16 protein-coding genes are annotated in these 18,514 nt (G+C 53.6%); 14 read left to right on the top strand and 2 right to left on the bottom strand.

What is annotated here, in order from left to right:
- Positions 1-39 precede the first annotated feature (39 nt).
- From Enr10x_RS20770 to Enr10x_RS20745, 6 genes are all read left to right on the top strand, one after another.
- Complete coding sequence (locus Enr10x_RS20770; RefSeq protein ID WP_145451236.1) at positions 40-609, top strand: hypothetical protein; 570 nt, start codon at positions 40-42, stop codon at positions 607-609.
- A gap of 352 nt (positions 610-961) precedes the next feature.
- Positions 962-2,281 (top strand): tetratricopeptide repeat protein, encoded by a 1,320-nt coding sequence (locus Enr10x_RS20765; RefSeq protein ID WP_197996130.1) that lies wholly within the window; start codon positions 962-964, stop codon positions 2,279-2,281.
- A gap of 92 nt (positions 2,282-2,373) precedes the next feature.
- Complete coding sequence (locus tag Enr10x_RS20760) at positions 2,374-4,020, top strand: CRTAC1 family protein (protein ID WP_145112264.1); 1,647 nt, start codon at positions 2,374-2,376, stop codon at positions 4,018-4,020.
- 190 nt (positions 4,021-4,210) lie between these two features.
- Positions 4,211-5,206 carry a DUF1559 domain-containing protein gene (locus tag Enr10x_RS20755; protein WP_145451235.1) on the top strand — a complete coding sequence of 332 codons (996 nt, stop codon included), beginning with the start codon at positions 4,211-4,213 and terminating at the stop codon, positions 5,204-5,206.
- 193 nt (positions 5,207-5,399) lie between these two features.
- On the top strand, positions 5,400-5,696 hold the full coding sequence (locus tag Enr10x_RS20750; protein ID WP_145112260.1) for a hypothetical protein: 297 nt from the start codon (positions 5,400-5,402) through the stop codon (positions 5,694-5,696).
- 245 nt (positions 5,697-5,941) lie between these two features.
- The gene (locus Enr10x_RS20745) at positions 5,942-7,369 is read left to right on the top strand and encodes a DUF1501 domain-containing protein (RefSeq protein ID WP_145451234.1); all 1,428 of its coding nucleotides are present in this window, start codon (positions 5,942-5,944) and stop codon (positions 7,367-7,369) included.
- Positions 7,370-7,449: 80 nt separating this feature from the next.
- Here Enr10x_RS20745 and Enr10x_RS20740 read toward each other — a convergent pair whose 3' ends face one another.
- Positions 7,450-8,736 (bottom strand): outer membrane protein assembly factor BamB family protein, encoded by a 1,287-nt coding sequence (locus Enr10x_RS20740; RefSeq protein ID WP_197997311.1) that lies wholly within the window; start codon positions 8,734-8,736, stop codon positions 7,450-7,452.
- A 59-nt stretch (positions 8,737-8,795) separates the two neighbouring features.
- Entirely contained in the window at positions 8,796-9,851 is a 1,056-nt protein-coding gene (locus Enr10x_RS20735) for an NAD(P)H-dependent glycerol-3-phosphate dehydrogenase (protein ID WP_232093079.1), read from the bottom strand.
- A gap of 324 nt (positions 9,852-10,175) precedes the next feature.
- Between Enr10x_RS20735 and Enr10x_RS20730 the strand changes: the two genes are divergently transcribed.
- The 8 genes from Enr10x_RS20730 (at position 10,176) to rsmB (ending at position 18,350) form a co-directional block, all read left to right on the top strand.
- Positions 10,176-10,415, top strand: a complete 240-nt coding sequence (locus Enr10x_RS20730) for a hypothetical protein (protein WP_145112254.1) — start codon at positions 10,176-10,178, stop codon at positions 10,413-10,415.
- Between the two features lie 488 nt (positions 10,416-10,903).
- Positions 10,904-11,989, top strand: a complete 1,086-nt coding sequence (locus Enr10x_RS20725; protein WP_145451232.1) for a hypothetical protein — start codon at positions 10,904-10,906, stop codon at positions 11,987-11,989.
- Between the two features lie 109 nt (positions 11,990-12,098).
- Positions 12,099-12,845, top strand: a complete 747-nt coding sequence (locus Enr10x_RS20720) for an NTP transferase domain-containing protein (RefSeq protein WP_145451231.1) — start codon at positions 12,099-12,101, stop codon at positions 12,843-12,845.
- Positions 12,846-13,060: 215 nt separating this feature from the next.
- Positions 13,061-14,008: a ribose-phosphate diphosphokinase gene (locus Enr10x_RS20715; RefSeq protein WP_145042428.1), complete on the top strand. Its 948-nt coding sequence runs from the start codon at positions 13,061-13,063 to the stop codon at positions 14,006-14,008.
- 48 nt (positions 14,009-14,056) lie between these two features.
- Positions 14,057-14,557, top strand: a complete 501-nt coding sequence (locus Enr10x_RS20710) for a hypothetical protein (protein ID WP_145112248.1) — start codon at positions 14,057-14,059, stop codon at positions 14,555-14,557.
- Positions 14,558-14,603: 46 nt separating this feature from the next.
- Positions 14,604-15,518 (top strand): SDR family oxidoreductase, encoded by a 915-nt coding sequence (locus tag Enr10x_RS20705; protein WP_197996128.1) that lies wholly within the window; start codon positions 14,604-14,606, stop codon positions 15,516-15,518.
- A 130-nt stretch (positions 15,519-15,648) separates the two neighbouring features.
- Positions 15,649-16,935, top strand: a complete 1,287-nt coding sequence (gene aroA / locus Enr10x_RS20700; protein WP_145112244.1) for a 3-phosphoshikimate 1-carboxyvinyltransferase — start codon at positions 15,649-15,651, stop codon at positions 16,933-16,935.
- A complete protein-coding gene (gene rsmB, locus Enr10x_RS20695) occupies positions 16,917-18,350 on the top strand; it encodes a 16S rRNA (cytosine(967)-C(5))-methyltransferase RsmB (protein ID WP_145112242.1) in 1,434 nt (477 codons plus the stop codon). Before aroA ends, rsmB begins: the two co-directional genes overlap by 19 nt.
- Positions 18,351-18,514: the final 164 nt, after the last annotated feature.

The raw sequence follows: 18,514 nt of genomic DNA, 5'->3' as shown, positions 1-18,514 counted from the left end.
TCGATGTTACTTAATCAATTAACCAAAAAGGATTGTAAGATGAAATTTCGCAAGGCAAACTGGCTGGCGGTCTTCTGTTGCGGACTCGGACTGGTGCTGATGGGATGCAATGATCAGAGTGATCAGAACACGAAGACTTTTGACGAGACAGCTCACGAAGATAAGCACATGGATGAACATGATCATGCGCACGAACATCCCTCGGAAGGGCCGCATCATGGCTCATTAATCGAACTGGGGAAAGAAGCCTATCACGGCGAACTGGTACATGACGAGAAAAGCGGTTCCATTACCGTTTATGTTCTCGATGGTGCAGCTAAGAAAAGCGTGCCGATCAAAGCGGAAAGTATTCTCGTGAATGTCAAACATGACGGTAAAGGAGATCAGTTTGCCCTGACCGCTGCACCCGAGGAGTCGGATCCGATGGGACAGTCCTCCCGGTTTGTTATCAAAGAAAAGACGCTGGGCGATCTGCTGCATGGAGAAGGGACGACGGCCCGCCTGGTGCTGGAGATCGACGGAAAATCGTATACGGGTGATATTGCTGCCCACGATCATGATCATGACCACGATCACGGCCATGCAGAGGGGGAAAAACACGCTCATTAAACCTGTCTGTGACTGAGAAACATAATACGCCGCGTTATTTCCGGATAACGCGGCGTATTTTTTTGTCGACCTCGGAAAAGTTGTTTCGCGTTTAACTGATGCCTGTAAAACACGTTAGACACAGCTCAACAGATGCTGCTATAATCGGGCATGACTCAAACCCTTTCTGAAGTCTTCTGTTTCTGTGGGAAGAGACTGCAAAAAATCACGATCTTTCCGCCAAAACCACGTAAGAAAATTATTCCCCCCGTTGCAGCAAGGCCTGCCGAGTCAGCTCTGTTGAGTGTCTTCGGCCGGGGTGATGAATTCAAACCTGTTGTCCCGGCGACGTGCATCTCTCTGGCGAACATTCATGGCAGACCCCAAGGTACAATCTGAAACGAGCGAAGCTCCCGTCAGTAAACGACGTGGAAAGTTCGTGCTGTCTGCCCTGGTTTTGCTGATGGTTCTCGGTGCAGTCTGGGGCAAGACCGCGTGGGTCAATTTCTGTCAGTGGCAAGCGGAGAAAAAACTCTCAGACCGTCAAACGGATGGGGCACTGGAATGGATCATCAGGGCATACCAGGCTGACGCGCAGAATCCGCGAACCTTACTGATTCAGTCACGCGTCCATCGCCGCAACAGTCAGATTGAAGCTGCGGTAGCAGATTTGACCAGGCTGCATCAGCTGACCGGCACGACCGACGATCTGCAGCGGGAACAGTGGCTGGTCGAAGCACAGGTGGGCGATCTGCAGAATCTGGAACGAAATCTGGCAGATATGCTGATCGATCCGCGGGGAAGAGCGGCTGACATCTGTGAGACTTATGTCAACAGCTGCATGTTGAACTACCGTTTTAATGATGCGAAACGCATGCTCGAAGTCTGGCAGGCGGATTTTCCTCAAGACCCGTTACCCCATTATTATCGCGGACGGATTCTGGAACATCAGGGAGGCTGGGATCAGGCGGTCGCAGAATTTGAAACAGCTTTAAAACTCGATCCGGAGCACATTCCTTCCGCCTACAATCTGGCACGCGTCAAACTGGCACAAAACCAGGTCGCAGCTGCGCTCAAGAATTACCGCATCTGCACGAACCTTCAACCAGATCATGCTGCCGCCCTGGTGGGAACTGCTGTCTGTCTCAGGATGCAACAGGATGTGGAAACGGCGCGTCAAAAACTGGAGCAGGCACGGCAGCTCCCGGATGCCCAGGTCGTGAAAGATTTCCGCAGTGTGGGAGATCCCGTGTATGTGGCACGGAGTGCGATTCTCCTCGAACAGGGGCAGCTCGAACTGGCAGCGGGGAACTATGACCAGGCGGTAACTCATCTCAAGGAAGCCCTGCAGCGCAGTCCGAAAGATCGCAAGGCCCGGCTGGCCCTGGCGAACGCGTTGCGTGGTCAGGGCAAACTGGATGCAGCCCAGGAACAACTCAAGATCGTGGAAGAGACACAGGAAGCCATCAAACGTCTGGATGAATGCTTCGATCAGCTGCAGCTGGATCTGAATAATGCCGACCTGCGTGCTGAAATTGGATCAATCTTTTTAAAATACATCTCAGAAGATCAGGGAGTCGTCTGGCTCAAAAATGCGCTGTACTATGATTCAGAAAATCAGCTGGCGAAACAGACCCTGTCAGAGTATTATGAAAAACAACAAATCCCGCCTGACCAGTCTTCAACACAATAGATTTCCATTCAACAGAAACTTTGTACCAGTATCACCAGTTGCGCTCACGAGGTGTTCTCATTCGACAGCTTCGTTTTTTATTTGGTCTGATCTTGCTTGTTCTGGTCGGCTGTACGTCTGAAAAGCCGGCTGAGACTGAACTGACGAAGCAATCAGAGACAAACACGGTCTCGTCTCCGATTCGCTTTGCCGAGATCACAGAGAAAGCGGGCGTCGAATTTCAGTATCACAACGACGAGGAATCGGACAGTTTTGCAATCCTGGAATCCCTCGGTGGCGGAGTGGCTGTCTGGGACTACGATCTGAATGGTCTGCCGGATCTGTTCTTTCCAGGTGGCGGGACGATCTTTCCCGATAAACAACCAACAGGCTTACCTTCGGTCTTCTTCAGTCAGGTCGCACCGGGAACGTATCAGAACCGGACTGCCTCTGCCGGAATCTCTGCCAGTCCACATTATTCGCACGGCTGCTCCGTGGCTGATTTTGATAACGACGGTTTTCCGGATCTGGTCGTGACCGGTTATGGTGGGATTCTCTGCTGGCATAATCTGGGGGATGGCACTTTTGAAGAGATCTCACAGGAGGCGGGACTGATCGATCCGAGCTGGAGTTCCTCCGCAGGCTGGGGGGATCTGAATGGAGATGGTGCCCTGGATTTATATCTGGCCCATTACGTGGACTGGTCAATTGAGAATAACCCTGCCTGTGGTGCAGAAACGGGCGCACGTGATGTCTGTCCGCCACGCCGGTTTACAGGGTTGGATGATCGTGTGTTTTACAGCAATGCCGATGGAACTTTCCGAGATGCCACACAGGAAGCAGGACTGGTGCCGCAAGGCAAAGGCCTGGGAGTGGTTCTGGGGGATGTTGATAACGATCGGGATACCGACGTCTATGTGGCCAACGATACTACCAATAACTTTCTTTATCTCAATGACGGAGAGGGACAATTAAAGGAATCGGCGTTGAGTCGAGGAGTCGCCGTCGATGACCAGGCGGTCGCCAATGGCAGTATGGGCATTGACCTGGGAGACTATAACGGAGACGGCATGCCCGATCTCTGGGTGGCGAATTATGAATCCGAAGCGTTTGCGCTGTATAAGAATCTGGGAGCCGGGCAGTTTCTGTATGCCAGTCGTGAATCGGGAGTGATTTCGATTGGGAATCTGTTTGTCGGTTTTGGAACGAAATATGGTGATTTTGATTCAGACGGAGATGAAGATATCGTCGTTGCCAACGGGCATGTCGTTCATTTTCCCCGTCATGCGACCGTGCGACAGTTGCCGCTCCTGCTGGAAAATGATCAGGGGCAATTTCGCCGATTATCTTTTGCAAAAGATGAGTATCTGGGACAGCCACATTATGGTCGTGGTGTCGCCACAGGTGACCTGGATCATGATGGAGATCTGGATCTGGTCTTTGCTAATTGCAATGAACGGGCTGCCATACTTGAAAATCAGACAAAATCGGTAGGTGACTGGATTCAATTACGTCTGATCGGCACCGAATCAAATCGCAATGCGATCGGAGCGACCGTCGTCTTACATACCAGTGCCGGAGATCTGTTCCGGTATGTCACAGGCGGTGGAAGTTACCTGTCACAAAGTGCTTACGAGGTTCATGCAGGAATTCCTGAAGGCGCAGCACTGAAGGGCGTTACTGTTTACTGGCCCTCCGGAAAAGTAAGTGAAGAACAGGGGCTCAACACCAAAAATCAAATGTACAATTTGATAGAGTAGTTAAGTATAAATTCGTCCTTTAATGCCTTAATCTGGTGAAAACGGTTTGATATGAATGCATTTTTATTGCTATGATTATAGTAGCTCTTTTTTATGAAGTAAGTACTGCTGTGGAGCCGAGTTTTGATTAAGTGCTCCGCATGCGAGTTATTATTTATTATCTTTTGGTGAATATTTAAGGGAGAGTATTATGAAGCGCGTTGTGTGGCGTCGAGGTTTTACACTCATTGAGTTGCTCGTGGTGATTGCCATCATTGCCATCCTGATTGCCTTGCTGCTGCCTGCGGTACAGCAGGCTCGAGAAGCTGCCCGCCGATCTACCTGTAAGAACAACCTGAAGCAGTTCGGGTTAGCTATGCACAACTATCATGATGCACATGGTATGTTTCCGATCGCGAACGTGCCTTCGGTTCGTGACTCCTGTACCGGCGGTTGTGCCTGGCGGTCGATGAGTGCTCACGCACTGCTGTTGCCTTACATGGACCAGGCGCCGATCTACAATAAGATCAACTGGAGCCTTCGTTATGACGAATCTCCCAACACCACCGTGCAGAACACACGGATCCCTGCGTTCCTGTGTCCTTCGGACCTGAAGTGGCCTGGTGGCGATCCCGGAAACAACTATTACGTCAGTGCCGGTCCCTCGACCTGGTGGCGGGCCGGTATCGGGGATCAGGTTGGTGTCTTCAACTTCAGTAAACCGACCCGGATCAGTGACATCCTGGACGGTACTTCGAACACCATCGCTGCCGCTGAAAGAACCGTTGGTGACAATAATGGCGGTAAGTTCTCCGTCTACACTGACCTGGTGCGGGCACAGGCATTCCCATTCTCACAGCGGAGCTACGTGCCCAAGGCATCCCTCGATGCCTATGGGACTCAGGCACTGACCGGGACGAGCAATACCCACAGTCATGTGGGGCGTGAGTGGATGAACGGAGTGGGGGGACAGACGGTCTTCAATACTCTGAACCCACCCAACTCGCCCAACCCGGATGCCCATCCCTGTAGCGGGTGTGGCTGGTATGACTCTGCCGGAGTCTGGTCTGCCCGCAGTCGGCACACCGGTGGTGCGCATGTGCTGCTGGCCGATGGTTCGGTCCGTTTTGCCAGCGACAATATCGATATCAACCTCTGGCAGCATCTCGGTTCCGCGATCGGCCAGGAAACGATTGGCGAATGGTAAGCCGGATCGTTTGATCTGATGTTTGATACAAGAGAGCGATTCTCGCTGCACTGAGTTTCGCTCTCTTTTCATTTCTTTTCTGCTGTTCCGCTCTGCAGTTCTGAGATCGGAATGGTAATATGATCTGACAACCTTTCGATTATCTAACACTCAAAGGGCTACGAATATGAAAACGTTCTCTGTGATGCTATTAATGTTGACTCTCATCTGCGTCGGCTGTGGATCAGGTGCAGATACTGAAGCAGAACAGGCTGCTGCCGAGCGGAACGATGTGACTTCAACCGATGCCATGAAGACTTCCCTGGAATCAATCGCTCAGACGGGCGAAATGGGAAGTGCCGCGATGGGATTCCGGGAAACCCTGGAAGATTTAAAGAAAACGGACGCCGCGAAAGCAGATCAACTGCTCTCCGACCTGGATAAACTGGAAGCAGCTTCCACTCCGGCTGCGACCAAAAAAATTGCCAAAGAGATGGCTGGCAAGCTGTAATCGCAGTCTGCCTGACTTTCCAACGCCGTGCCAGTTCGATGACGCGGCGTTTTTTATTGGTGCATGCGGAAACGGTTCTGGATTGGGTGAACTTGTCCAGTCCAGAACATCCGATTTCCGGACCGACGGCTATTCCGTTAGACATTTCCGGATAAGTAATGGTATACTTTGCCTGTTAGATCCAGGATTTGAGGTCTGCACTCAGCCTCACAGGATCGTCAGGACACATTTTTGCGGTATTCAGAATGAAACAGAAATCGTCACAAGGACAGGCCAGCCGGGATTCACGGCGTGAGTTTCTGAAACTGGGGTTAGGCAGCCTTTCACTTCCAGCGCTGTACCAGTTACAGGCAGCCGGTGCAGCTCAAGCAGGATCACAGACCGGTAAAAAGGAACGGACCGCCGTTATTCTGGTCTGGTGTCGGGGCGGCGTCAGTCACCTGGATACGTTCGATCCCAAGCCTGAGGCTCCCTCTGATTACCGCGGTCCCTATTCTCCGATTGCCACCAAAACAGAAGGTCTGTTTCTGAGTGAGTTATTACCCCGGTGCGCACAAATTTCAGACAAGTTTACGGTACTGCGGTCGATTACCCATACAGGGGGCGGGCATCCCGCCGGTTCACTGCAGGTGCTGGGGGGCGACCCCGATCGCGTCGACAAACGCAAGCCCAAGCTGCCCGACTGGATGTCGGTTGCCAACTTCCTCCGGCGGGACCCGAACAAGGTGCTGCCCAACTATGTGGGCGTGAATGCGATTACCAATTATGACAGCTTCCAGATTGCGGGCCCGACCTACCTGGGGCCGGGGGCCGGACCGTTTCAGATCAAAGGCGATCCCAGTCGGCCTAACTTCAAAGTTCCCAACATCGGCCTGTCCGATGCACAACAGACCGAACGTCTGACAAAACGGATCAGTCTGCGACAGCAGTTCGATCAGTTACGTCGGGATCTCGATCTGGAAGGTGCCATGCAGGCCATGGATCAGTTCGAAGCGCAGGCGACAAACCTCTTGACGAGCAAACAGGCGGCTGAGGCTTTCGATTTAACAAAGGAGCCGCAGCACATCCGAGACCGCTATGGCATGCATCAGTGGGGACAACAGTGTCTGATGGCCCGTCGACTGGTGGAGGCCGGCGTGGAAATTATTACGACCGAACTCTCCGGACCGTTATGCGGCCGGGTTGCGAACTGGGACGATCACGCGGTCAACCACCATGTATTCGAAGCGATCAAATATCGGGCGCCCTTCTTCGATCAGGCAGTGACGGCACTGATTGAAGACATTTACACGCGGGGGCTCGACAAACGCGTACTTGTGATTGTCGGGGGTGAGTTTGGACGAACCCCCCGGATCTCCTACTCCAAAAGTACGGGAGGCGGGATTGGCAGCGGCAGTGCCGGAACGACACAGCCGGGTCGCGATCACTGGCCGAATGCGAACTCCATGCTGTTCGCCGGCGGAAATATCCAAACGGGCCAGATCATCGGCGCCACCGATGCGAAAGGGGAAGGACCCATTGCCCGCGCAGTGGGACCACACGACTTCCTGGCGACCATTTACTCGCATCTGGGCATCGACTATGCCAATACGTTTCTACCCGATTTTTCCGGGCGTCCTACGCCGATCGTCACAAACGGAGAGCCAATCCCGGAACTGGCAGGGCGAGCCTGAAATACGTTATTCCAGCAACAAAAAATCCCTCTCAGTGTCTAACACCGAGAGGGATTTTATTTTGTTGATCGGAATTTTAATTACTTCCCTTTGATCGCATAAAGTTTATCGAACGATCGCAGGTAGATAACGCCATCACTGATGGCCGGCGTTGAGTAGAACGTACCGGGTAACTGGTTCTCGGCAACGACGTTTCCGTTACTGGCATCAACCACGGTACAGAGTCCCTCAATGCTGAGGAAATAAACCTTGTTGTCCCCGCCAACCAGGGCAGAGAAGTACTCCCCTTTCATCCGCTTCTTCCAGACAGGTTCACCATCTTTCAGATTCAGACAGGTGGCGACCCCTTTCTGGCTGACCATATACAGCTTGCCGTTCATGATCAGGGGCGTCGAGGCGTCCGGAGTCGCGGTGTCGAATTTCCAGAGCAGGCCGGATTTCGTGATGTTTCCAGAAGCACCCTGTTTGAATGCTTTGATGTAACCCAGCCCGCCCCCGCCGGGATTCCCGGAAGTGGCGATGATCATTTCCTGATTGGCAACCGGTGCTGCGATGATGCGACCGAAGGGGCTGGGAATATCAAGGCCGCCGGCAATCCACAGCTGTTTGCCTGTTTTGGGATCGTAGGCATTCACGTGATCAGAACCGGATACCAGCAGTTCTGTTTTGTTGCCTCTTTGAAAAATGGTGGGGGTTGAATAAGCGTCGGCACCGTCTTTCTGAGCGGGCAGCTTACGATTGGCTTTCCAGACTTCTTTGCCCGTCTCCTTGTCAAAGGCAACGACGTAGGACGGACCTTTGGTCATGCAGGTGACAATCAGCAGATTCCCCCAGAGGCGGGGAGTCGAACCCATCCCAAAGGTGATATCATAAGCTCCGTACTCTTTGACCATATCTTTCTGCCAGACGATTTCCCCGGAAGCGACATCCAGGCAGACCAGAAGCCCCGAGCCAAAAAAGGCCCAGATATTCTGCTCGTCGGACATCGGAGAAGGCGTGGCAGCGTTGTGTCGGTTCGCCCAGAGGTTGCGAGGGCCTGGTGCGTTCAAAGAACCGGTTCCCACTTTGACTTTAAGCAGTTGCTGTCCTGTCTTCCGGTCGAAGGAGAGAATCCAGAGGCCGTTATCGTCCGTTTTGGTAGTCAGGTCGACCCGTTTACTTGTGATGGCCGGGGAAGAATTGGCACGACCGGGCAGGGAGGCTGACCAGAGGAGGCCCTCCTGGGCCGACCAGTGTGCGGGGAGATTGGTCTCGCTGGAAACGCCACTGCCATCCGTGCCACGAAATTGCGGCCAGGTTTCGGCGTGGGATTTGGCCGTAGAGAACAGTAAACAGCAGACGGTGAGCAACAAAGCAGGAAATCGCATCGAACAAACTCCAAAAGAGGGTGACAGTAACATCGAGCAACTTGGGTTGGTGAGTGATCTTATTCTTCGCGGGGAGGTCGGGTCATCAGGGTGTGAGTGGCATCTTCCGGAGACTTGCCTTCAAACAGCACCCGATAGATCTCGGTCGTGATAGGCATTTCCAGCCCTTTCTCTTCAGACAGATTATAAACACTGCGGGTCGTATTAACACCTTCGGCGACCGCTTCCATACTGCTGAGGATCTGTTGCAATGTTTCTCCCCGGCCGAGTCGTTCGCCCACCTTCCGGTTGCGGCCAAACGGACTCATGCAGGTGGTAATCAGATCGCCCACGCCCGCCAGTCCCGAGAACGTGGCTGGTTCAGCACCAAAAGACGAGCCGAATCGGTTCATCTCCACCAGTCCCCGCGTCATGATTGCTGATTTGGCATTGTCGCCATATTTACCGCCGTCACAGATCCCGGCGGCGATTGCAATTACGTTTTTCAGGGCGCCTGCCAGTTCGACACCGACGATATCGATATTCGTATAAACGCGGAACCGGTCTGTGCTGAATAGTTCCTGGGTTGCTCTGGCCAGTTCAATATCCCCACTGGCAGCAACGACACTGGCCGGCAGTCGACGGGCAATTTCTTCCGCATGGCTGGGCCCCCCCAGTGCCACGACGGGGCGCGGTCCCAGGACATCGTTGATGATCTCACTGGGACGGTAAAAAGTGTCTTTTTCGATCCCTTTAACCACACTGATAACCGGTGACTCACCTGTCAGATGAGATTTCAGACTAGTCAGAGCCGGTCTGACAAATTCGGTGGGAATCGCGATGACCAGATAATCTGCATCCGCGACGGCAGCATCCACATCAGAAGTGACATACACGGTTTCTGCCAGCTTCACACCCGGGAGCAGCCTGCGGTTTTCCCGATGCGTGTTGATATCATCTGCAATTTCCGGCTTGCGGACCCACATCGAGACCGAGGTCTCTGGGTTTTCTGTGAGCAATGATGCACAGGCGGTTGCCATCCCGCCCCCGCCCAGAATTGCCACTTTGGTAGTCATATCTTCGTCGTCTTTCGTTACTGAGTCTGAAAAATCGGGAATCGCTGGTACAGCAGGCAACCCCTCCTGTTGTGTGCTGCATGACAGTCAGAATACCTACGACCCGGATACCTGTAATATAACGAGAATTACTGCATAAGCCAAAGAAGTCGGCAGGATCCGCCGATCCAGATTAGGACAGGAACATTTCGGGCCGAGATTGACTCCCCAGCATCCTGCATAACTCTATTGTGCTGCATTTCTCACATGATCCTTCTGATCCGAACAGCAGGAATCTTTTGCAGCGAATGACAGAAATAATCGTTGCAGATCACAAAAATTCACACCTTACCGGAAAATACGATCTAGGTTTTACCTGGTAAGTTTTAAATGAGGAGCAATCATATGAACCAGGTTACCGAGCAACAAGCAGTCACTTTTGAAGATCGCCGCCAGAACCGGGGAGAACAGCGCCCCGATGGTGGAGTCGAACGCCGTCAGTTCAGCAATTCGTACAATTCTGAAAATGAGGACGTCAACGAACTCGCTCAGGCGATCGACCAGTACAAACTCCGTCACCGCCGTCGGTTTATCACATTCGAAGAACTGCATTCCGTTGTGACCGGCCTGGGATACCACAAGTAAGCAGTTGCTGTCCTCCCAGTCATTTGAAACTGCCAGTCGGCGTCCGTGAGAGGCCTGGCTGGCAGGTGTGTTCAAAACGGCCTCATCCTCTTTTCCTGATGGCCTTCTCTGCAGATCTCTCCCCTGCTGGATGCGGCTTGAAATCCGCGTTATTCCCTGCCGCCAGAACAGTTTTGACCCTGGCGTGTCTCTTCCGGGCTGCCGATCAATTTTCAGATTTTTGAGAAAAAATCATTTTTTTACTCAAGTTTGCTGCTGCCAGTCTGCGGATTGATGTTGACCTGAATCGGCGAATCTGGAAAACTCCCCCCCTGTACCACCCCGAGACATCAGAGCTGTGCGACACAGTGTGGCCAGTTCCCCTTTCAGAAAGAGCATTTCTGCTCGAATCCTGATTTTCCCTAATATTCACAGGTCGAACATTGAAAACTTCCCTTCTTTGTCTAGCCATTGTTTTCACAGCTGGTGTGAACGCTCACGCCACTGAAATGACCACGATTTATAGACCATCGGCGGATTTTGATGACGTCATTCGTGCACAGAGTCCCACTCCCACCTACGAGGAATCGGTCCCCTACGGGACGACGGCGCCTCCCGGGGGGACTTATGGTGTGCCCCAGGGGCAGCCGTTTGATCCGAATGCGGGAGCTGGCGATCTGTATGGCGCACCTGCGCCCGGGTACGATCCGTTCCTGTCACCAGGGGGCGCGGGAATCGTCGATCCCTATGCGGGATCACCGATGCCGGGTTATACGACCGGTCTGAATGGGCCTCAGCCGTTTCGTTTTGGCTGGACCTCCAATTTAACGTTTGGACTGCTCCCCAAAGTGCGCACTTACGCGCAACCGGGTGGTGCTCAGGGCGGAAACTTCGGCGTGTTTGAAACCGATGTTGACCTGAAATACACAACTCCGCTGCGGAGTGGCTGGATTTTCTCGGCGGCTCCCGAATTTGATTACCGTGGCTGGAGCGGTCCCCAGTTTATCTCGCTGCCCGGTGCCGGTTATCGCTTTGGCACTGACCTGGCATTATCGACTCCCGCAAATGGTCTGTGGAGCGTTCAACTGGGTTTCACTCCCGCACTGGCATCTGACTTTGGAAAAAGCCTGAGTTCGAACGCCTGGCAGTTTGATGCCCGCGTCGTTCTGTTTTATCGTCCTTCACAAACCTGGATGTTTGCCGTTGGTGCAGCTTACTGGGACCGGTTGGGGGATTATGTCATTCCATACGCCGGTGTCGTCTGGACCCCGAATGATCTCTGGGAAATCCGTGCCATGTTCCCCAAATCACGCGTCAGCCGTTTCCTGGGTAACGTGGGCCACAAGAGTGTCTGGTTGTACGGTACCTTTGAGTACGATATCGAATCCTTCGAAGTGGAACGGGCTGGTGTCACGAACCGCGACCAGGTGGAATTCAAAGACTATGCTCTGATGCTTGGTCTGCGAGGCGAAGGCCCCTGTATGACCATGTTCCTCGAAGCTGGTGGTGTCTTCCGTCGTCATGCTTACTTCCAGTCTGGCGGTGGATTTGATACCAAAGACGGCTTCATGGCCCGGTTCGGGTTTCAGTTCTGATCTGAATCTGTACCACTGGGAAAGCGGGCTGTGGTTAAATAAGAATCGAATCTCTGAGCGGTTTGGCTGATGTCTTTCCGCTCTTTTTTTACAAACAAAGGAATCCAACGTGAGTGCTCCTGCTGCTGTGATCCTGGCTGCCGGCAAAAGTACCCGGATGAAATCAGAACTTCCCAAAGTACTGCATCCCATTCTGGGACGTCCGATGATCGAATATGTACTGGACGCGGCCCGAACAGCCGGTTGCGAGAAAATTGTCGTCATCGTGGGACACAAGGCGGAAGAAGTCAAAGCGGCCCTGACGCAGCACAGCGATGTGGAGTTCGCACTGCAGGCGGAACAGAAGGGAACCGGTCATGCCGTGATGATGAGCGCAGAAAGCCTCGCCGATCACGATGGACCGGTGCTGGTCCTGGCAGGAGATACACCTCTGTTAAAAGGGAGTACGCTTTCCCGTCTTCTGGATGTCCAACAGCAAAAGCAGGCTGCCTGCGTGGTGGGAACCGCGATCACCGAAGCGAATGAAGGGCTGGGGCGGATTGTCCGCGATGCGGAAGGGAACTTCCTGAGAATTGTGGAACAGAAAGATGCTACCCCTGAAGAAGCAGCGATTCAGGAAATCAATACAGGTTGCTTTGCCTTTGATGGTAGGCAGTTGTTCAATGCCCTCGAGCAGGTGAAGCCGGATAATAATCAGGCGGAGTACTACCTGACGGACTGTGCAGAGATCCTGCGCAAAGCCGGGGAGACCGTGGTTGCAGAAGCGGCTTTCGATATTCAGGAAGCAATGGGCGTCAATACGCAGGAGCAGCTCGCGGAAATCGCAGAGATTCTGCAACGGGAATCAGCGGAATAATCGGTTGATTTTCCGTGAGGTTTGCAGCCGTTAATGCCAGTAAAAAATATGCAGCGAGTGGCATTTGGGGACTTTCGCATGAAATCGAAAGCTCATGCTTGACATCCTCATCAGGATAAGCGTGAATAGAGAAACAGGCCGGACTGAACCGTCGGGCTCACGCAGATCTAAATCCCGCTACTCCTGGTATTGCATTACTGCAGGCATTTTTTTCAATGTATGACCATCTCACCCTTCTCAGTGGACGAGCTCACCCTAAACTGGCTGGAGAAATCGCAGAATATCTTGGCATTCGGCTGGCCTCAGTCGAGCTGTCCAATTTCCCGGACGGGGAAATCAGCCTGAAGCTCAATCAGAATGTGCGGGGACGGGATGTATTCATCGTACAGCCCACCTCTCCCCCGGTGAATGATAACCTGATGGAACTGCTGATCCTGATGGATGCCTGCCGCCGCGCCAGCGCCGAACGGATCACTGCGGTGATTCCCTATTTCGGTTATGCCCGCCAGGACCGGAAAGACTCGGGCCGCGTCCCCATCACTTCGAAACTGGTCGCCAACCTGATCAATGAAGCGGGCGCAGACCGGGTTTTGGCGATGGACCTGCATGCCGCCCAGATTCAGGGCTTTTTTGATACGCCCGTGGATCACCTCTACGCTGCTCCCATTCTGGATCGCTATTTTCGATCCCTGAATATCCCTGACAAGGACCTGGTTGTGGTCAGCCCCGATGAAGGGAGCATCAAGCGGACACTGCAGCACAACAACAATATCGGCGGGACGCTGGCGATTGTGGATAAACGCCGGAAAAATGCCCTGGAAACACAGCAGGCTAACATTATTGGCGGCCCGATCGAAGGCAAGATTGCGCTGCTATTCGACGACATGATTTCCACGGCAGGCTCGATTGTCGGTGCTGTGAATGTCGTCAAAGAACATGGAGCCAAGGAGATTTATGTTGGTGCTTCTCACGCTGTGTTCTGTGGCCCGGCGATCAAGTCACTCAGCGAAGCGCCCATTAAAGAGATTGTCGTGACCAACAGTCTGCCGATTCCTGATCAGGACAAACTCTCGAATCTACGCACGATCTCCATTGCTCCCTTACTGGGAGAAGCGATTCGCCGCATTCACCGCAACGAATCGGTCAGTCATCTGTTTGACTAGTTTCTGAACGGGGGCTTCGGCAGTGGTTGATCGGGAAACGAGATTCTGATGGCGCGCCAGGAACAGGACCGGGAAGATCTAATGCGGGAAGCGACCGCACTCTATCCCCGGGCTGAGTTACAGGTTCAACATGAGATCGAACCGGTTTTCTGGGGACAGAAGCGGAGTGGACAGTTTTCTTTTTATTTTGGTGGCGATCCCGTATACCAGTTTGATGTACAAGGCCATCTGAGGCGAGCCTATCTCGATGGGCAACTCTATCGCACGCAGGGAGCGACACTGGCGCGCCTGAAGCGGACTCGAACCGCCGATTCCTCAACTCTGGAGCGTTACGATCTGACAGAGGCAGAGCGGGCAGCGGTGCTCAACGGGATGTCGGATCGGTTTGCAAAACTCCTGGGACAACTTGAGGATCCACAGGCGTTTCAACTGACTGCTTTTTTAGCAGATGCGACAGAACAGGAACTGCTGGTGCAGATCCGCGCGCACATCAACCTGGTACTGCAGGGAGCCACCAAGCTGGCGCCCCGCATTCGTGGCAAGCGTTGAGCAGGGCTGTCTATTTCATTCGAATTTCAGAGTAGAACAGGTACCGATGCAGAAACTGATTATTGGCTGTGGATACGTGGGGTCAGCAGTGGCCCGCAAATGGTTGGAAGAGGGATACGAGGTCGCTGCCCTCACCCGCTCGGAAGCGCATGCGCGACAGTTTTCCGAACTGGGAATTCGACCGATCCGGGGGGAAGTCACCCAGCCTGAGACACTCCAGCAGTTACCCGAGGCAGATACGGTATTGTATGCAGTCGGCTTTGATCGCTCGGCCAGCAGATCGCGACGCGAAGTTTACGTAGACGGTCTGGAGCATGTCCTCTCGGTGATGAAAGAGCGAACGCAGAAAATCATTTACCTCTCGAGTACCAGCGTCTATGGTCAGTCAGCCGGAGAATGGGTTGATGAGACGTCCGTCTGCGCGCCAGAGCGGGAAAACGGGCAGATCTGCCTGGCAGCCGAACAGTTGTTTGAAAAACAGGGGTTATTGCCAGGTCAGACTGCAGGCGGATCTGCGACGGCAGTCATCCTCAGGCTGGCGGGGATCTACGGCCCCGGAAGACTGCTGGCCCGGATGGAACAAATTAAGGCGGGAGAGCCGCTGCTGGGGAGGCCCGACGCCTGGCTGAACCTGATTCATCTGGCGGATATCGTTAACACGATCCTTAGGTGCAATACGGACATTCATCTCTCTTCGCATTACCTGGTGAGTGACAGTCGCCCTGTCATGCGTCAGGAATATTATGAGACACTGGCTCAGCTGCTGGGAGCGCCCCCACCTCATTTTGCGATGGCAGGGGATGCAGAATTGAAGTCGAAATCGACGCGCCCCAACAGTACCGAGCGTGCTGCTGGTCTTAATAAGCGTTGTAATAATAATAGGTTACGAGAAGAGCTGGGAGTAGAGCTGCAGTACCCGAGTATCTGGGAAGGGCTGCCTCAGGCGATTAAAAATACCTGAGACCAAACAAGATCACAGGCCCCTCACTTTAGCTTTGGGAATCGACAGTGTATGCTGTGTCAGTGTAGACGGTCTCTCCTGATCCTGATCCGTCCGTATCAGAAGCCTTTCCTAGTTCATAGTTTATCGCATGCCCGACACTTACCAGGTTCAACCAGTTTCCGCTCCGCTCAACGGAACTGTCAGACCCCCCGGCTCCAAGAGTATCACCAACCGTGCCTTAGTTGTTGCAGCACTGGCCGAGGGCCAGACGGAACTGACAGGTGTTCTCGACAGTCGCGATACCCAGGTGATGATCGAAAGCCTGAATCGCCTGGGGATTCAAGTCGATCATGATCCGGAGAATTGTTCGGTCGTGGTCCAGGGTTGTGGCGGCAGGATTCCCGCCACCGAGGCATCGTTGTGGCTGGAAAACAGCGGGACCAGCATCCGCTTCCTGACGGCACTCTGTTCGGCAGGACAAGGAGAATACGTGCTGGATGGAAACGACCGGATGCGACAGCGGCCCATTCAGGATCTGGTTGATTCCTTACAACAGTTGGGCGTCGATGTTGCCTGTGAAGAGGGGACCGGATGTCCTCCCGTGCGGGTCAAAGCGCGAGGATTAAAGGGAGGTGAGACTTCGATTTCGGGCAGCGTCTCCAGCCAGTACCTGAGTGCCCTGTTGATGGTCGCCCCGGCTGCCATGGGCCCGACTTCCATTACGATTCTGGGCGAAATGGTCTCGAAACCCTACCTCGATATTACCCTGGGCGTCATGGCGCAGTTCGGCGTCACCATCGATCGAGTGCAGAACGATGTCTGGAGAATCCAGCCGCAAACCTACCAGCGCCCCGGGGCTTACGACATCGAGCCGGATGCCTCTGCCGCCAGTTATTTTTTTGCGGCAGCAGCCATTACCGGTGGTTCAGTGACAGTCGAAGGGCTCAACCAGGATGCCCTGCAGGGGGATATTAACTTTATCCGCGTCCTGGAAGATATGGGCTGTACCATTAAACGAGATCGCAACAGCATTACCGTTCAGGGCCAGCCCCTCAAAGGGATCGATGTCGATATGAATGACATCAGCGATACTGCCCAGACTCTGGCAGCGGTCGCCCTGTTTGCCGAAGGTCCGACGTGCATCCGCAATGTGGGGCATATTCGTCATAAGGAGACCGACCGCCTGGCTGCGATTTCGACGGAACTCAGACGGATGGGCATTCAGGTGGAAGAGACGGAAGATTCCGTGACCATCTATCCGGGAGAAATCCAGCCAGCCGTGATTGAGACCTATGACGATCATCGGATGGCGATGAGTTTCGCTCTGGTAGGGCTGAAGATTCCCGGGATTCAGATTGCAGATCCGGGATGTACCGCGAAAACGTATCCCAGGTTTTTTGACGACCTGGAACGGTTGTGTGGTCAGACGTCGTGAAGAAAAAAAATGTCTGGGAAAACAGGTCACAGTCCAGTCCAGGGGATGAACTGGAACTCCCGAAATATTTTCGTACTGCGCGGCAACTCGCATTCTTTCTGCTGGAAGCGTATCGCACACAGGACCAGTTTGTCGCTGATTCGCTGCAGCAGTGGAGCCGTCGGATCGAGCTGTCATCGCAAGACCGTCGGCTGGCTATGGAGATCAGTATTGGTGTGATCCGTCGTCAGTTGACACTGGATACGCTGATCGCAAGTCAGCTCACCCGCCCCCGCGAAAAGGTGGAACCCGCTCTCTGGACGCTGCTCCAAACCGGCGTCTACCAACTGGTCATGCTTGATCAGATTCCCGATCATGCGGCTGTTTCAGAAACCGTGGAACTGGCAGGCAAGGTCGGCAGAGAACGCTGGAAGAAACTGGTCAATGCGATTTTGCGAGCGGTCAGCAGGCTGCAGACGACGGATGAAGCCTCGGTTCCCCAGGCGAATGCGGTCCCTCTCAGTGAGCAGCGGTTTCGTTGTCTGACAACCGATCTGTTTCCCGATCCGACAGTCGATCAGGCGGGCTATCTTTCCAGAGCTTACAGTTATCCCAGGTCCGTAATTGAAGACTGGCTTTCCCGCTATGAATGGGAGCGCCTGTTGTCGATCGCCCAGTGGTTTAATCAGCGTAATCCCCTCTATCTGCGCGCCAACCTGCTGCAGAACAGTCGGGATGAACTGTTGCAGGAACTGCAGTCAGCAGGTATTGCGGTCGGCCCGGGAGCAGAACCTCAGTCGATTCGCCTGGAAACAGCAGTCCCACTGGATGCGCTGGTCGGCTTTGACGCGGGGAAATTTACGATCCAGGATGAATCGGCGATGGCTGCCGGCAATCTGCTCAGCCCTCAGCCGGAGGAAATGGTCTGGGACCTCTGTGCGGCTCCGGGCACGAAAACCACGCATCTGGCAGAATTGATGTTCAATCGCGGGACGATTATCGCGACAGACGTTTCTGCAGATCGTCTGGACAAGATCGAGCAGAATGCGTCCCGTCTGGGACTGACATGTATTCAGACGCAGTTGATCAATACCCCCGGGGCCACTCTGCCGGAACAGCAGTTCGATGCGATTCTGGTCGATGCGCCCTGTTCCAATTCCGGCGTGCTGGGTAAGCGACCCGAGGCACGCTGGCGGTTGGATAACACGTCACTCGCAGAATTACAGAAAATTCAACGCGGGCTCCTGGAGACTGCATTTCAGCGGCTGAAACCGGAGGGCAGGCTGGTTTACTCGACCTGCTCTTTCGATCCGCGAGAGAATGGAGAGCTACTGCAAAGCGTTTTAACTCAGTTCCCGGAACGAAAAATTGTGCAGGAAAATCACCATTTGCCCGGCGAGCCCAGCGATGGGGGATATCAGGCCCTGGTTCGCTGAAATTGCCGGATTGTGAAATTATGTACATATTCTGGGTGTGTCGGGTTGCCTGAGGTACATAACTACAGCCGGAAAACAGGCGAAACGGGCCTTGATGGTTGCCGTTTGTGTAAACAGTCTGTAAGATTCGAGTTTGTGAATTTTGGCAACAGGTTCTGTGAAAA

Source organism: Gimesia panareensis, assembly GCF_007748155.1.
Taxonomy (GTDB): Bacteria; Planctomycetota; Planctomycetia; order Planctomycetales; family Planctomycetaceae; genus Gimesia; species Gimesia panareensis.
The sequence above is the reverse complement of the archived record's forward strand: the minus strand, read 5'-3'. Positions and strand labels throughout refer to the sequence as shown.

Coding starts and splice junctions, on each gene's coding strand:
- Enr10x_RS20770 (WP_145451236.1), top strand. CDS start 40: ATGAAATTTCGCAAGGCAAACTGGCTGGCGGTCTTCTGTTGCGGACTC.
- Enr10x_RS20755 (WP_145451235.1), top strand. CDS start 4,211: ATGAAGCGCGTTGTGTGGCGTCGAGGTTTTACACTCATTGAGTTGCTC.
- Enr10x_RS20745 (WP_145451234.1), top strand. CDS start 5,942: ATGAAACAGAAATCGTCACAAGGACAGGCCAGCCGGGATTCACGGCGT.
- Enr10x_RS20730 (WP_145112254.1), top strand. CDS start 10,176: ATGAACCAGGTTACCGAGCAACAAGCAGTCACTTTTGAAGATCGCCGC.
- Enr10x_RS20710 (WP_145112248.1), top strand. CDS start 14,057: ATGGCGCGCCAGGAACAGGACCGGGAAGATCTAATGCGGGAAGCGACC.
- aroA (WP_145112244.1), top strand. CDS start 15,649: ATGCCCGACACTTACCAGGTTCAACCAGTTTCCGCTCCGCTCAACGGA.
- Enr10x_RS20740 (WP_197997311.1), bottom strand. CDS start 8,736: ATGCGATTTCCTGCTTTGTTGCTCACCGTCTGCTGTTTACTGTTCTCT.
- Enr10x_RS20765 (WP_197996130.1), top strand. CDS start 962: ATGGCAGACCCCAAGGTACAATCTGAAACGAGCGAAGCTCCCGTCAGT.
- Enr10x_RS20725 (WP_145451232.1), top strand. CDS start 10,904: ATGACCACGATTTATAGACCATCGGCGGATTTTGATGACGTCATTCGT.
- Enr10x_RS20715 (WP_145042428.1), top strand. CDS start 13,061: ATGTATGACCATCTCACCCTTCTCAGTGGACGAGCTCACCCTAAACTG.
- Enr10x_RS20750 (WP_145112260.1), top strand. CDS start 5,400: ATGTTGACTCTCATCTGCGTCGGCTGTGGATCAGGTGCAGATACTGAA.
- Enr10x_RS20705 (WP_197996128.1), top strand. CDS start 14,604: ATGCAGAAACTGATTATTGGCTGTGGATACGTGGGGTCAGCAGTGGCC.